The 14,807-nt window shown below is 57.6% G+C and carries 15 protein-coding genes; 11 read left to right on the plus strand and 4 right to left on the minus strand.

All coding sequences use genetic code 11. The features are described 5' to 3' along the window. Nucleotides 1–1,484 (minus strand): M10 family metallopeptidase (locus tag M9827_RS16440; protein ID WP_250606218.1); only part of this gene is annotated, 1,484 nt, incomplete at its 3' end. Between the two features lie 202 nt (nt 1,485–1,686). On the opposite strand from M9827_RS16440, the gene M9827_RS16445 reads away from it, so the two are divergent. Continuing rightward, nucleotides 1,687–2,331, plus strand: a complete 645-nt coding sequence (locus tag M9827_RS16445) for an MBL fold metallo-hydrolase (RefSeq protein WP_250606219.1) — start codon at nt 1,687–1,689, stop codon at nt 2,329–2,331. A gap of 117 nt (nt 2,332–2,448) precedes the next feature. Beyond that, on the plus strand, nt 2,449–3,183 hold the full coding sequence (locus M9827_RS16450; protein WP_250606220.1) for a YiaD family glycine zipper/OmpA-like lipoprotein: 735 nt from the start codon (nt 2,449–2,451) through the stop codon (nt 3,181–3,183). Nucleotides 3,184–3,444: 261 nt separating this feature from the next. On the opposite strand, the gene M9827_RS16455 is transcribed toward M9827_RS16450, so the two are convergent. Further along, nucleotides 3,445–3,879 carry a Z-ring associated ZapG family protein gene (locus M9827_RS16455; RefSeq protein ID WP_007917055.1) on the minus strand — a complete coding sequence of 145 codons (435 nt, stop codon included), beginning with the start codon at nt 3,877–3,879 and terminating at the stop codon, nt 3,445–3,447. A gap of 144 nt (nt 3,880–4,023) precedes the next feature. Between M9827_RS16455 and M9827_RS16460 the strand changes: the two genes are divergently transcribed. The 3 genes from M9827_RS16460 to zapE all read left to right on the plus strand — a co-directional run bounded on the left by M9827_RS16460 (nt 4,024) and on the right by zapE (nt 7,218). Further along, a complete protein-coding gene (locus tag M9827_RS16460) occupies nt 4,024–4,653 on the plus strand; it encodes an alpha/beta hydrolase (RefSeq protein ID WP_250606390.1) in 630 nt (209 codons plus the stop codon). Between the two features lie 24 nt (nt 4,654–4,677). Beyond that, nucleotides 4,678–6,033, plus strand: coding sequence for a tryptophan--tRNA ligase (locus M9827_RS16465; RefSeq protein ID WP_250606221.1), 1,356 nt, complete (start codon nt 4,678–4,680; stop codon nt 6,031–6,033). A gap of 90 nt (nt 6,034–6,123) precedes the next feature. Continuing rightward, nucleotides 6,124–7,218 carry a cell division protein ZapE gene (gene zapE, locus M9827_RS16470; RefSeq protein WP_250606222.1) on the plus strand — a complete coding sequence of 365 codons (1,095 nt, stop codon included), beginning with the start codon at nt 6,124–6,126 and terminating at the stop codon, nt 7,216–7,218. A 141-nt stretch (nt 7,219–7,359) separates the two neighbouring features. Here the strand turns inward: zapE and M9827_RS16475 are convergent, their stop codons facing one another. Continuing rightward, entirely contained in the window at nt 7,360–8,256 is an 897-nt protein-coding gene (locus tag M9827_RS16475; RefSeq protein WP_250606391.1) for a GlxA family transcriptional regulator, read from the minus strand. A gap of 250 nt (nt 8,257–8,506) precedes the next feature. Between M9827_RS16475 and M9827_RS16480 the strand changes: the two genes are divergently transcribed. Continuing rightward, complete coding sequence (locus M9827_RS16480) at nt 8,507–9,643, plus strand: acyl-CoA dehydrogenase family protein (protein ID WP_250606223.1); 1,137 nt, start codon at nt 8,507–8,509, stop codon at nt 9,641–9,643. A gap of 97 nt (nt 9,644–9,740) precedes the next feature. Here M9827_RS16480 and M9827_RS16485 read toward each other — a convergent pair whose 3' ends face one another. After that, nucleotides 9,741–10,781 (minus strand): NADP(H)-dependent aldo-keto reductase, encoded by a 1,041-nt coding sequence (locus tag M9827_RS16485; RefSeq protein ID WP_250606224.1) that lies wholly within the window; start codon nt 10,779–10,781, stop codon nt 9,741–9,743. Nucleotides 10,782–11,026: 245 nt separating this feature from the next. Here M9827_RS16485 and rplM point away from each other — a divergent pair, with 245 nt between their 5' ends. The 5 genes from rplM to M9827_RS16510 all read left to right on the plus strand — a co-directional run bounded on the left by rplM (nt 11,027) and on the right by M9827_RS16510 (nt 14,719). Continuing rightward, nucleotides 11,027–11,455, plus strand: a complete 429-nt coding sequence (gene rplM, locus M9827_RS16490; RefSeq protein WP_007917032.1) for a 50S ribosomal protein L13 — start codon at nt 11,027–11,029, stop codon at nt 11,453–11,455. 14 nt (nt 11,456–11,469) lie between these two features. Beyond that, a complete protein-coding gene (gene rpsI, locus M9827_RS16495; RefSeq protein WP_003205364.1) occupies nt 11,470–11,862 on the plus strand; it encodes a 30S ribosomal protein S9 in 393 nt (130 codons plus the stop codon). Nucleotides 11,863–12,132: 270 nt separating this feature from the next. Further along, nucleotides 12,133–12,726, plus strand: coding sequence for a ubiquinol-cytochrome c reductase iron-sulfur subunit (gene petA / locus M9827_RS16500; protein ID WP_007917031.1), 594 nt, complete (start codon nt 12,133–12,135; stop codon nt 12,724–12,726). Beyond that, entirely contained in the window at nt 12,726–13,937 is a 1,212-nt protein-coding gene (locus M9827_RS16505; RefSeq protein ID WP_250606225.1) for a cytochrome b, read from the plus strand. The genes petA and M9827_RS16505 overlap by 1 nt, the downstream gene beginning before the upstream one ends. Continuing rightward, nucleotides 13,937–14,719 carry a cytochrome c1 gene (locus M9827_RS16510; RefSeq protein ID WP_250606226.1) on the plus strand — a complete coding sequence of 261 codons (783 nt, stop codon included), beginning with the start codon at nt 13,937–13,939 and terminating at the stop codon, nt 14,717–14,719. Before M9827_RS16505 ends, M9827_RS16510 begins: the two co-directional genes overlap by 1 nt. Nucleotides 14,720–14,807: the final 88 nt, after the last annotated feature.

Here is a 14,807-nt window from a genome sequence, read left to right on the forward strand (position 1 = left end):
CCGCCACCGATCATGGTGTCGGCCCCGAGGCCGCCGTCCAGGGTATTGGCCTGTTCGTTGCCGGTGATGCCGTTGTCCAGTTCGTTGCCGGTGCCGTTGACTGTATTGAGGCCGGTCAGAGCGAGGTTTTCGACGTTGGCGCCCAATGTGAAGGCCACGGAGCTTCGAACCGTGTCGATTTCGCCGGCAAGGGTGCTGGTTTCCGTGACCGTATCACCGAGGTTGTCGACGATGTAGGTGTCGTTGCCCGCGCCACCGATCAGGGCATCTGCGCCCTGACCGCCGTCGAGGACGTTATCGCCGGCTGTGCCGATGATTGTATTGCTCGATGCATTACCGGTGCCATTGAGGTTGGCGACGCCAGTCAGCGTCAGGTTCTCCAGGTGCGCCCCGAGAACGTAACTGATGGAGGAAACGACGGTGTCGGTGCCCATGCCCGGATAATCGAAAATAACGTCCCCGGCGTTGTCAACGTAGTACGTGTCGTTGCCTGCGCCACCGTACATGGTGTCTGCGCCGCCATTGCCGTTGAGTACGTTATCCAACTCGTTGCCGTACAGAATGTCATCGAAATTCGAGCCGATGGCGTTTTCGATTTTTGCGCCATACGCAATCGCGAGACCGTTATTGATGAGACTCGCCGTTGACTGGTCGACAAACGCCTTGCCGATCTGGCTGAACGTACCTTCATTCAGATTGAGGGTTACGGCCGCCAGTTGGTTGCTGCCATCGAGGGTGTCGATGCCGCCAGCATCCCAAATGGTTTCGAAAATTGACTGGTCAGCCGCCCATGAGTAGACGTTGTTACTGGTCTGCCACTGCATGTTGGCGCCATACAGGCTCTGAATCGCCAGGATGTCGAGCAGCATCGGCGTGGTCGGCTGATAGGAATAGTTGCTGTTGTAGCTCATCACTGTGTAGTGAACATCGTCCAGCGCCGAGTCCAGCAGCGTCTTGTTGCTCGAACTGACATCGAATGGATGCTTGAGCCCGAGCGCGTGTCCGATTTCGTGGACAAAGGTCAGGTAGTCGTAGGTGCCTTTACCCGGATTCGGGTCGTTGGTCTCCGGGCCGATCCAGACATCGCCGGCGGTTGGATTATTGGCCGGGAAGTAGCCCCAGGCAGCTGTCTGGTTATCCATCAACCGATAGGCGCCGAAGCGAAGGTCACCCACGTTGTTGATGTCATCGCTGGTTAGCGTGAAGCTGAGGTTGGCGACAGCACTCCAGGTGGCCAAGGCATTGGTCACCGCCGTTTTCTGCCCGCTCGTCAGTTCGTACAACGCGTTGTATTCGTTGTCAGGGCTGTAGTTAGTGATGAAGTAAGAGGTGTTGGGCGCCATGAAGCTGTAGCTAAGGCTGGTCGGACCCGAAGCAGGCCAGTTAGCCCCCAGCCAATATGTTCCGGAGATCAGGCTGTCAGCGTACTTGTTGCCGGTCAGTGATGAGGGAAACGAAAGTGAATACGACGAAGGTGTTGGCATGGTTTTCCCTGGGCGCTATGCGACCCATCCTGAATGCGGTCGCTACAAAAAAGAATCCGATTTTGCACGAGAATTTATAGAAATGACATTATTTGGCCATCACTTTCAGATTGGTGGCGTCAAATTACTGGCCTGGTTTTTTGTATCGGCTCCTGCAGTAGAATCCTTAGTAAGCGCCATCAGCCGTTTGTCGAGGATTCTTATGCCTGCAACCACCCCGTCGCTCATCCGCGAAACCTTCCCCGTCGGCCCGCTCCAGTGCAACTGCACCATCATTGGCGACCCTGCTACAAAGAAAGCCATCGTCGTCGATCCGGGTGGCAATCCGGATCTGATCATGGCGCGACTCGATGCCCACGGCCTCAAGGTCGTCAGCATCATCCACACCCACGCGCATCTCGATCATTTCCTCGCTTCCGGGCAAATGAAGGAAAAAACCGGCGCGACTTTGCACTTGCACAAAGAAGACCAGTTCCTCTGGGACAACCTCGAAATGCAGTGCCAGATGTTCGGTGTGCCATACACCCCGGTGCCATCGCCAGATCGCTGGTTGAGCGACGATGAAGAACTGGCCTGTGGTTGCGGCGTGGCCCTGCATACGCCGGGACATACACCCGGTTCCATGAGCTTTTGGTTTTCCGAAGCTAAGCTGTTGATTGCTGGCGACACGTTGTTCCGTCGCGGCGTAGGGCGCACGGATTTGTGGGGCGGCGATCAGGCGACCATTGTGCGTTCGATCAAGCAGCGGCTGTACACGCTGGACGAGGACGCGATCGTGGTGACCGGGCATGGGCCGGATACCCGTCTGGGTGATGAAATGCGCGAGAACCCGTTTGTGCGCGTCTAAATATTTTGTCACGAGTGCCCGGCGGAATTTTTGTGCATTGTCATGATCCAACGCCCGCGCAGGTCCATTAACCCAGTGGCCGCTGCACCACAGAATGCGAAAAACCAGGAGCTCTCCATGTTCACCACGCGTCGTTTGATTATTGTCGCTACTGCCGTGGCCTTGCTGTCCGGCTGCGCCTCGCCTAACCCGTATGACAATCAGGGCCAGGCCGACGGTGGCTCGCAAGGCATGAGCAAAACCGCCAAGTACGGTGGCCTCGGTGCCCTGGCCGGTGCGCTCGCCGGTGCCGCCATCGACCACAACAACCGCGGCAAAGGGGCTTTGATCGGCGCCGCTGTGGTGGGCGCCTCTGCAGCCGGTTACGGTTACTACGCCGATCAGCAGGAAAAGAAACTGCGCGCGAGCATGGCCAACACCGGTGTTGAAGTGCAGCGTCAGGGCGATCAGATCAAGCTGATCATGCCGGGCAACATTACGTTCGCCACTGATTCGGCGAACATCGCGCCAAGCTTCTACCAGCCGCTGAATAACCTCGCGGGTTCGTTGAAAGAGTTCAACCAGAACCAGATCGAGATCGTTGGCTATACCGACAGCACCGGCAGCCGCCAGCACAATATGGACCTGTCCCAGCGTCGTGCGCAGAGCGTGGCGACCTACCTGACCTCGCAAGGTGTCAGCGGTGCCAACCTCTCGGCCCGTGGCGCCGGCCCGGATAACCCGGTTGCCAGTAACGGTGACGTGAATGGCCGGGCGCAGAACCGTCGCGTTGAAGTCAACCTGAAGGCGATTCCTGGCCAGCAGTATGGTGGTCAGCAGCAGCAGCCGGGCACGGTTCAGCAGTATCCGTAACTCAATGCCTGTATGAAGAAATGCCCGGTCCTGTGATCGGGCATTTTTTTGCCTGAACGCAGTCGCCCTGTACGAACTGCGGCACGCTGCGATCTGTTGATCTTTAGCTTTGACAACAAGATCAACAGATCGCAGCCTCGTTTCACTCGACAGCTCCTACAGGGTTGCCAGGCCTGTGCAGGCATCACAAACTCAACAGGCACAAAAAAGCCCCCGGACAACCGAATTGTCCGGGGGCTTTTGTTTATCAGCGAAGGCTGGTTACTTCTTCAGACCATAATGCTCATCGAGCATCCCCGGCGAGTTCGGGGTCTTCGGTGCGTAGTCACGTGGCGGCTCCTGATCGCGCGGTGGCGTCAGGCGTTCGCGTGGCGCGACTGCCGCGTCAGCGTGCAGGGCAGCGATCAGGCGCTGGCGGGTCTGCTCGTCCAGGGCCAGACGATTGGCGCCCTCGGCGAGATGATCCTGCACTTCCTGATAGCTCTGGGTCAGCTTCTTGACCAGCATCGCGGTGCTGTTGAAGTGGGTGACCACTTCATTTTGATAACTGTCGAAACGCTCCTGGATATCATCCAGTTGACGCTGCGTACGGCTCGGCGCGGCGTTCGGCGCAACGCGCGCGATCAGGAATCCAATGGCGACACCCACAACCAGGGCAAGAGTCGGTAACAACCAAACTAAGAGCGAGTGTTCCACGAGTCCTTCCTCTATAAACGGCTTTGCTTTACGTTAACGGCTCGAACCTGCGCTGTATACCGCGATTCACTCGCAATAGATTGGCACAGACAATTTGCTAGACGAGTCGACCCGATTCGAGGTCACGGAGTTCCTTCCTTGCTGATGCGTGAAACCCCTGTAGTGATTGACGGCCCGGTGGGTCAACTTGAGTCTCTGTACCTGGATAACGAGCAGCCAATCGGCATCGCGCTGATCTGTCATCCGAACCCGGTGCAGGGTGGCACCATGCTCAACAAGGTCGTCTCGACCCTGCAGCGCACCGCGCGCGACGCGGGCCTGATCACCTTGCGTTTCAACTATCGCGGCGTCGGCGCCAGCGAAGGTTCGCACGACATGGGCACCGGTGAAGTCGACGATGCCCAGGCTGCGGCGGCATGGCTGCGGGAAAAACACCCGAATCTGCCGTTGATCCTGTTCGGTTTCTCCTTCGGCGGATTTGTTGCAGCAAGTCTCGGCGGTCGTCTTGAAGCGCAGGGCGTGCCGCTCAAGCACCTGTTCATGGTCGCGCCAGCGGTGATGCGTCTGGGCGAGCAGGATCAACTGCCACAGCACGGCGAGCTGACCGTGATCCAGCCGGAAACCGACGAAGTCATCGATCCGCAACTGGTCTACGACTGGTCGGAAAAACTCCAGCGCCCCCATGAGCTGCTGAAAGTGGCAGAATGCGGACACTTTTTTCATGGCAAGCTGACCGATCTCAAGGATCTGATCCTGCCGCGTCTCTCGAATTGATTGCAGTCTGACAAGCGATTACCCATGACGAACCGTACCCGTATCCTCACCGGCATCACCACCACCGGCACGCCGCACCTGGGCAACTACGCCGGCGCCATCCGCCCGGCGATCCTCGCCAGTCGCGACAGCAATGCCGACTCGTTCTACTTTCTGGCCGACTATCACGCCCTGATCAAATGCGATGACCCGCTGCGCATCCAGCGCTCGCGTCTGGAAATCGCCGCGACCTGGCTGGCCGGTGGCCTCGATGTCGACCGCGTGACCTTCTACCGCCAGTCCGACATCCCGGAAATCCCTGAACTGACCTGGCTGCTGACCTGCGTCGCGGCCAAGGGCCTGCTCAACCGCGCGCACGCCTACAAGGCCTCGGTGGACAAGAACGTCGAGACCGGCGAAGACCCGGATGCCGGCATCACCATGGGCCTCTACAGCTATCCGGTGCTGATGGCGGCGGACATCCTGATGTTCAACGCGCACAAGGTTCCGGTCGGTCGTGACCAGATCCAGCACGTGGAAATGGCCCGTGACATCGGCCAGCGCTTCAACCACCTGTTCGGGCAGGGCAAAGAATTCTTCACCATGCCCGAAGCGCTGATCGAAGAGAGCGTGGCGACGTTGCCAGGCCTCGACGGTCGCAAGATGTCGAAGAGCTACGACAACACCATCCCGTTGTTCTCCAGCGCCAAAGAAATGAAGGACGCGATTTCACGGATCGTCACTGACTCCAAAGCGCCAGGCGAAGCGAAAGATCCGGACAATTCGCACCTGTTCACTCTGTTTCAGGCGTTCGCCACGCCGGCGCAATCTGATGAGTTCCGCAGCGAACTGCTCGGCGGTCTGGGTTGGGGCGAGGCGAAGAACCGTCTGTTCCAGTTGCTCGACAACCAACTCGGCGAGGCTCGCGACAAGTATCACCAGTTGATCGAGCGCCCGGCGGATCTGGAAGACATCCTGCAGATCGGTGCGAAAAAGGCCCGTGCCGTGGCAACGCCATTCCTCAACGAGCTGCGCGAAGCCGTGGGCCTGCGTTCCTTCGTCAATCAGGTGCAAGTCACCGCGACCACCAAGAAGAAAGCCGCGAAAGCCGCACGTTTCGTCAGCTTCCGTGAAGACGACGGCAGCTTCCGCTTCCGCATGTTGAACGCTGATGGCGAGCAAATGTTGCTATCTCGTAATTTTGCTGACGGTAGAACCGCAGGAAGTTTTAGCAAACTACTGCAGGCGGATGAGCAGGTAGAGGTGCGCGTCGAAGCATTGAGCTTCAGCGTATGGATAGGTGGCACCGCAGTCGCCGACAGCCCGGCGTTCGCCGACGCTGCTGCGCGAGACGCGGCCATCGAGGCTCTGCGCGTCGCGCTGACCCCGGTTCAGGACTAATCGGCGGCACGGTCCGACCAAGGGCCGATTGCCATTCCCCCGGGCCGTCGCTACAGTGACGGCCCGTTTTTGTTGCCTTGCTAACGAATTATGACGCCCCTAGAACGATACCAAGCTGATCTGAAACGCCCGGACTTCTTCCATGACGCCGCGCAGGAAACTGCCGTGCGTCATTTGCAGCGTCTGTACGAGGATCTGATCGCCGCCGATCAGAACAAGCCGGGTCTGTTGAGCAAACTGTTCGGCAAAAAGGATCAGGCGCCGGTCAAGGGCCTGTATTTCTGGGGCGGCGTAGGTCGCGGCAAGACTTACCTGGTCGACACCTTCTTCGAAGCGCTGCCGTTCAAGGAAAAGACCCGCACGCACTTCCACCGCTTCATGAAGCGTGTGCACGAAGAGATGAAAACCCTCGGTGGTGAGAAAAACCCGCTGACCATCATCGCCAAGCGCTTCGCGACCGAGTCGCGGGTGATCTGCTTCGATGAATTCTTCGTTTCCGACATCACCGACGCGATGATCCTCGGCACGCTGATGGAAGAACTGTTCAAGAATGGCGTGACCCTGGTCGCGACCTCGAACATCGTGCCGGACGGTCTGTACAAGGACGGCCTGCAACGCGCGCGTTTCTTGCCAGCCATCGCCCTGATCAAGCAGAACACCGAGATCGTCAACGTCGACAGCGGCGTCGACTACCGTCTGCGTCACCTCGAACAAGCGGAGCTGTTCCACTATCCGCTCGACGAAGCCGCTCACGAAAGCCTGCGCAAGAGCTTCCGTGCGCTGACGCCTGAGTGCACCGCAGCGGTCGAGAATGATGTGCTGATCATCGAAAACCGTGAGATCCGAGCGCTGCGCACATGCGACGACGTGGCCTGGTTCGACTTCCGTGAACTGTGCGACGGCCCGCGTAGCCAGAACGACTACATCGAACTGGGCAAGATTTTCCACGCCGTGCTGCTCAGCGGTGTCGAGCAGATGAGCGTCACCACTGACGACATTGCTCGGCGCTTCATCAACATGGTCGACGAGTTCTACGACCGCAACGTGAAACTGATCATTTCGGCTGAAGTCGAGCTGAAGGATCTGTACACCGGCGGCCGTCTGACGTTTGAATTCCAGCGTACGCTGAGCCGTCTGCTGGAGATGCAATCGCACGAGTTTCTGTCGCGGGCGCACAAGCCTTAAGCGGATTCGCAAAACAAAAAAAGGGCCTGCAATTGCAGGCCCTTTTTTTGTGTGCTGAAGATCAAAAGATCGCAGGCTTCGCCAGCTCCTACAGGTGTACACCATTCTGTAGGAGCTGCCGCAGGCTGCGATCTTTTGCTTTTAGGCTGCCTGCTGAAACTGCTGCCGATACTGATTCGGCGACAGTCCAGTGTGCTGCCGGAACAGCCGCGCAAAGAAGCTCGCATCGTCGTAACCGACCTCATAGCTGATGGTCTTGATGCTCTTGCGGCTCCCGGACAGCAGGCCTTTCGCGGTTTCGATACGCAGCCGTTGCAGGTAGTGCAGCGGTTTGTCCCCGGTGGCGGTCTGGAAGCGGCGCATGAAGTTGCGGATGCTCATGCCGTGCTCGCGGGCGACGTCTTCGAAGCGGAATTTGTCGGCGAAGTGCTCTTCGAGCCAGTGCTGGATCTGCAGGATGATCACGTCCTGGTGCAGCTTCTGCCCGCCAAAACCGATGCGTCCCGGCGCATAGTTGCGTTGCACTTCGTAGAGAATGTCACGGGCCACGGCTTGCGCCACGTTGGCCCCGCAGAAACGCTCGATCAAGTAGATGTACAGGTCGCAGGCTGAGGTGGTGCCGCCGGCGCAATACAAGTTGTCGGCGTCGGTCAGGTGCTTGTCCTGATTGAGGTAGACCTTGGGGAAACGCTCGGCGAAGGCATTGAAGAAGCGCCAGTAGGTGGTCGCTTCCTTGCCATTGAGCAGGCCGGCCTCCGCCAGCCAGAACACCCCGGTGGCTTCGCCGCACAACACTGCGCCTCGGGCATGCTGTTCGCGCAGCCACGGCAGGACTTGTGGATAACGGCTGCACAGCGTATCGAAATCGTCCCAGAACGCCGGGAGAATAATGACATCGGCGTTTTCCAGGCCGCCATCGACGGGCATCACGACGTCACTGAAGCTGTTCACCGGTTTGCCGTCGGGGCTGACCAGCCGTGTTTCGAAGGCTGGCGTCAGGCCGTGGCCCAGTTGTTTGCCATAACGCAGGCTGGCCAGATGGAAGAAATCCTTGGCTTGCATGAGAGTGGAGGCGAAAACCCGGTCGATTGCCAGGATGCTGACGCGCCGCAAGGGCGTGGAGACTTGCTTGGACATAATTCAACTTTTGTTTTGTTTTTATAAGGGAAAGTGGTCACCAGACGGCTGGATCGTCTTATTTTTTGTCGGATGTGTCCAGTGTCCCGTGTCAGAAGGGAGGCTTAGTCTCTGAAGGTCATCTCCCTCCAACAACAAAGAAAGGTGCCGCATGATCCCCAGAACCTTGTTCAGCCCCGAGCACGAATTGTTTCGCGACAGCGTACGAACCTTCCTCGAAAAAGAGGCGGTGCCGTTCCATGCGCAATGGGAGAAACAAGGCCATATCGACCGTAAGCTCTGGAACAAGGCAGGGGAGGCGGGAATGCTCTGCTCGCACCTGCCGGAAGAGTACGGCGGGCTGGGGGCGGATTTTCTCTACAGTGCGGTGGTGATCGAGGAGGTCGGGCGACTAGGCCTGACCGGTATCGGTTTCTCGCTGCATTCGGACATTGTTGCGCCGTACATCCTGCATTACGGCAGTGAAGCACTGAAGCAAAAATACCTGCCGAAACTGGTTTCGGGCGAGATGGTCACAGCCATCGCCATGACCGAGCCGGGAGCGGGTTCCGATCTGCAAGGTGTGAAGACCACCGCTGTGCTGGACGGTGACGAATATGTGATCAACGGTTCGAAAACCTTTATCACCAATGGCTTTCTGGCTGATCTGGTTATCGTGGTTGCCAAGACCGATCCGAAGGCCGGCGCCAAGGGCACCAGCCTGTTTCTGGTGGAAGCGGGCACGCCGGGTTTCGACAAGGGCAAGCGCCTGGAAAAGGTTGGCATGAAGGCGCAGGACACCTCGGAGCTGTTCTTTCAGGATGTGCGCGTGCCGAAGGAAAATCTTCTGGGCCAGGCTGGGGCAGGGTTCGCTTACTTGATGCAGGAATTGCCGCAGGAGCGTCTGACCGTGGCGATCGGTGGCTTGGCCTCAGCCGAAGCGGCGCTGCAATGGACGCTCGATTACACCCGTGATCGCAAAGCGTTCGGCAAGGCGATTGCCGACTTCCAGAACACGCGCTTCAAGCTGGCGGAAATGGCGACTGAGATCCAGATCGGCCGGGTGTTCGTCGATAAATGTCTGGAACTGCACCTGCAAGGCAAGCTCGACGTGCCGACAGCGGCGATGGCGAAATACTGGGGCACCGATCTGCAATGCAAGGTGCTCGACGAGTGCGTGCAGTTGCATGGTGGCTACGGCTTCATGTGGGAGTACCCGGTGGCCCGGGCGTGGGCGGATGCGCGGGTGCAGCGGATTTATGCCGGCACCAATGAAATCATGAAGGAGATTATTGCGCGGTCGCTTTAATAGCCAAAAAGATCGCAGCCCGCGGCAGCCCGCGGCAGCTCCTGCACAGGATGTGCGTGAACCCTGTAGGAGCTGCCGAAGGCTGCGATCTTTTTACTTACGGCGCAGGATTCGGATGATCCTTGTGAATCGCCTCGATCCCCTCCAGCACTTCATCCGACAGCTTCAGATCGAAGCTGGCAATGTTGCTGTCCAGTTGCTCCAGCGTTGTTGCGCCAATGATGTTGCTGGTGACGAACGGTTGCTGAGTGACGAACGCCAGCGCCATCTGCGCCGGATCCAGACCGTGTTCACGGGCCAGCGCAACATAACGGCTGCAGGCTGCTTCCGACTGGGCATTGAAATAGCGGCTGAAGCGACTGTAGAGGCTCAGGCGCCCTTTCGGCGGACGGGCGCCACCTTCGTATTTGCCTGAGAGAAAACCAAACGCCAGCGGCGAATAGGCCAGCAGGCCACATTGTTCGCGGATGGCGATTTCTGCCAGGCCCACTTCAAAGCTGCGGTTGAGCAGGTTGTACGGGTTCTGGATCGACACCGCGCGCGGCCAGCCACGGGCTTCGGCCAATGCCAGAAAACGCATGGTGCCCCAAGGGGTTTCGTTGGACAGACCGATGTGGCGGATCTTGCCGGCTTTCACTTGCTCGTCGAGTGCTTCGAGGGTGTCTTCAAGCGGGGTCAGGTTAGCTTCGATCTTGTGTTTGTAGCCCAGCTGTCCGAAAAAGTTGGTGCTGCGCTCCGGCCAGTGCAATTGATACAGATCGATGTAGTCGGTCTGCAGGCGCTCAAGGCTGGCGTCGACGGCTGCAATGATGTGCTGGCGGTTGTGGCGCAGGTTTTTGTCGCGGATGTAGTCGATGGTGTTGCCGGGGCCGGCGATCTTGCTGGCGAGGATCCAGTCGGCACGGTCGCCGCGACTTTTGAAGTAATTGCCAATATAGCGCTCGGTGGTGGCGTAGGTTTCGGCTTTTGGTGGCACCGGGTACATCTCGGCGGTGTCGATGAAATTGATCCCGGCTTCTTTGGCCCGTTCGATCTGGGCGAAGGCTTCAGCTTCAGTGTTTTGCTCGCCCCAGGTCATGGTGCCGAGGCAGATTGCACTCACGTTCAGGTCGGTACGGCCTAGTTGGCGATAGTCCATCGGGTGCTCCTTGGGCAAAACAATCATAAAAGCAGGTTGAAATATTTTTCGCAATCTGCATAATTGCCGACCTCTTTCTGCAGTGGAAGTGATGCGCCGCCGCCGAAGAATCTTGCCGTTGAACGGACGCGCCGACCCGAGCCCCCGAAAGCGTCTGTATCCGGCTGCCTTTGACTTGTCAAAGTACGCACTATTCAGTAAGATCCGCCGTCTAATTTACAGGGCGGCCCCTGAGGCTATAAAGAATGAAAACTTTTACTGCTAAACCGGAAACAGTAAAGCGCGACTGGTTTGTCGTCGACGCTGCTGGTCAGACCCTGGGTCGTCTGGCCACCGAAATCGCGAGCCGTCTGCGTGGCAAGCACAAGCCTGAGTACACTCCTCACGTTGACACCGGCGACTACATCGTCGTCATCAACGCTGAGCAGATTCGTGTTACCGGTGCTAAAACCACTGACAAAATGTACTACTCCCACTCCGGTTTCCCGGGCGGCATCAAGTCGATCAACTTTGAAAAGCTGATCGCTAAAGCCCCTGAGCGCGTGATCGAGACCGCGGTTAAAGGCATGCTGCCTAAAAACCCACTGGGTCGCGACATGTACCGTAAGCTGAAAGTCTATGCGGGCGCTGCACACCCACATACTGCTCAGCAGCCCCAAGAACTGAAGTTTTAACGGAATAGTACATTATGTCGGCGACTCAAAATTACGGCACTGGCCGTCGCAAGACCGCAACCGCACGCGTTTTCCTGCGTCCGGGTACTGGTAACATCTCCATCAACAACCGTTCGCTGGATAACTTCTTCGGCCGCGAAACTGCCCGCATGGTAGTTCGTCAGCCGCTGGAGCTGACCGAGACTGTCGAGAAGTTCGACATCTACGTCACCGTGATCGGCGGTGGTGTAAGTGGTCAAGCTGGCGCAATCCGCCACGGCATCACTCGCGCTCTGATGGACTACGACGAAACCCTGCGTGGCGCTCTGCGCAAAGCTGGCTTCGTTACTCGCGACGCCCGTGAAGTTGAACGTAAGAAAGTTGGTCTGCGTAAAGCGCGTAAGCGTCCGCAGTACTCGAAGCGTTAATTCCGCTTCCACGTTCAAAAAAGAACGCCCGCCTCCTCACGGAAGCGGGCGTTTTTTTATGCCTGTGATTTATCAAAGAATTGCGCTGCGACAACTTGCCACTTCCGTAGACCCCCTATACTGCAAGGCTTGAGGGTAAGAGCTCCGGGTAATTCCCTTGTCAGAATTGGGGCTTTTCATTACCATTCGGCAAAATTTTTATAAGTAACATTGATTTATTTAGTAGATGCCTGATTTAACAGGCCACAAAAGCTGATGGGAGAGGACTGAATGAGCAATGACGGCGTGAATGCAGGCCGGCGTCGCTTCTTGGTAGCAGCCACATCCGTGGTGGGTGCTGCAGGAGCGGTGGGGGCTGCGGTCCCGTTCGTGGGGTCATGGTTTCCCAGTGCCAAGGCGAAAGCCGCCGGTGCACCGGTGAAAGTGAATGTCAGCAAAATCGAGCCGGGACAGCAGATGATTGCTGAATGGCGCGGCCAGCCGGTGTTCATTGTCCGCCGTACTGAGGAAATTCTGGGGAATCTCAAGAAGATCGAAGGCCAGCTCTCCGATCCGACCTCCAAAAACTCCACGCAACCCACCTATGTCGACCCTGAAGTGCGTTCGATCAAGCCGGAGATTCTGCTGCTGATCGGGATTTGCACACACCTTGGTTGCTCGCCAACCTTCCGTCCCGAAGTGGCACCTGCGGATCTGGGCAAAGACTGGGTCGGTGGCTATTTCTGCCCTTGCCACGGTTCCCATTACGATCTGGCTGGCCGTGTCTACAAGTCGCAACCTGCGCCTTTGAACCTGCCAGTTCCCCCGCATTCCTATGAGACCGATGATCTGATTGTCATTGGCGTCGATACGGAGAAAGCGTGATGAGCAAGTTCATGGATTGGGTTGATGCGCGCTTTCCTGCGACCAAAATGTGGGAAGACCATCTCAGCAAGTATTACGCTCCAAAAAACTTCAACTTTTTCTACTTCTTCGGCTCCCTGGCGCTGCTGGTGTTGGTCAATCAGATCGTCACCGGTGTCTGGCTGACGATGAGCTACACGCCGTCGGCAGAAGAAGCGTTTGCCTCCGTTGAATACATCATGCGCGACGTCGAGTACGGCTCGATCCTGCGTCTGCTGCACTCGACCGGCGCTTCGGCGTTCTTCATCGTGGTCTATCTGCATATGTTCCGTGGCCTGCTCTACGGTTCGTACCAGAAACCGCGCGAGCTGGTCTGGGTGTTCGGCATGCTGATTTACCTGGCGCTGATGGCGGAAGCCTTCATGGGGTATCTGCTGCCGTGGGGTCAGATGTCGTACTGGGGGGCCCAGGTGATCATCTCGCTGTTCGGTGCGATTCCGGTCATCGGCAACGACCTGACCCAGTGGATTCGTGGTGACTACCTGATCTCCGGGATCACCCTGAACCGCTTCTTCGCTTTGCACGTTGTCGCGCTGCCGATCGTGATTCTCGGCCTGGTGGTGTTGCACATTCTGGCGCTGCACGAAGTCGGTTCCAACAACCCTGATGGCGTCGACATCAAGAAGCACAAAGACGAAAACGGCATCCCGCTGGACGGCATTGCCTTCCACCCGTACTACACCGTGAAAGACATTGTCGGTGTCGTGGTGTTCCTGTTTATCTTCTGCTTTATTGTGTTCTTCTTCCCGGAAATGGGTGGCTACTTCCTCGAAAAACCAAACTTCGAGCCGGCCAACCCGTTCAAGACGCCAGAGCATATTGCGCCGGTCTGGTACTTCACGCCGTTCTACGCAATCTTGCGGGCGATCCCTGACAAACTCATGGGTGTTATCGCCATGGGGGCGGCGATTGCGGTGCTGTTCGTGCTGCCATGGCTCGATCGCAGTCCGGTCAAATCGATGCGCTATAAAGGGTGGATGAGCAAAATCTGGCTGCTGGTGTTCTGCATTTCGTTCGTGATTCTTGGCGTTCTTGGCGTTTTGGCGCCGACGCCGGAGCGAACCCTGTTGTCGCAGGTTTGCACCTTCCTGTACTTCGCCTACTTCATTCTGATGCCGTTCTACACCAGGCTCGAGAAGACCAAACCGGTTCCGGAAAGGGTGACTGGCTGATGAAAAAGTTATTTTTTGCTCTGATTTTTGCTGCGCTGCCTGTGCTGTCTTTCGCTGCCGAACACGGTGGTCCGGAACTGGAAAAAGTCGACATCGACGTGTCCGACAAGGCTGCCCTGCAAGATGGTGCGCGTACCTTTGCCAACTATTGCATGGGTTGCCACAGTGCCAAGTTCCAGCGTTACGAGCGGGTGGCCGATGATTTGGGTATTCCTCACGAAATGATGCTGGAGAAATTGGTGTTCACTGGCGCCAAGATTGGCGATCACATGAACATCGGCATGCAGCCGGCAGACGCCAAGACCTGGTTTGGTGCCGCACCGCCGGATCTGACCCTGGTCGCTCGCGTACGCGGCACCGACTGGCTCTACGGTTACCTGAAGTCGTTCTACGAAGATCCTGCACGTCCATGGGGCGTGAACAACAAGGTCTTCCCGAACGTCGGCATGCCCAACGTGCTGGTCGGCCTGCAAGGTCGTCAGGTCGTCGGTTGCAAGCAGGTGCAGATCGTCGAAGACGGCAAGAAGCAATATGATCCGCTGACCGGTACGCCTCTGACTCATGAAGCGTGCGATCAACTGACCATCGTGCCGAAATCCGGTGCTCTGAACGAAGAGCAGTTCGATGAGAAGGTCAAGAATCTGGTAACCTTCCTGGCTTACTCGGCTAACCCGGTTAAGCTGCAACATCAGCGCATCGGTACTTATGTCTTGCTGTACCTGGCGTTCTTCTTTGTGTTCGCCTACCTGCTCAAGCGTGAATACTGGAAAGACGTGCACTGATACGCTTCAAGCATTGCTGTTAATCGCGCGCGCCCAAGGGCGCCTCCGATAACGCAACGTCTGGTCAGCCAGAGGTTGCGGGAGGCGC

The sequence above is a fragment of the Pseudomonas sp. AKS31 genome (genome assembly GCF_023634765.1).
Lineage (GTDB): Bacteria > Pseudomonadota > Gammaproteobacteria > Pseudomonadales > Pseudomonadaceae > Aquipseudomonas.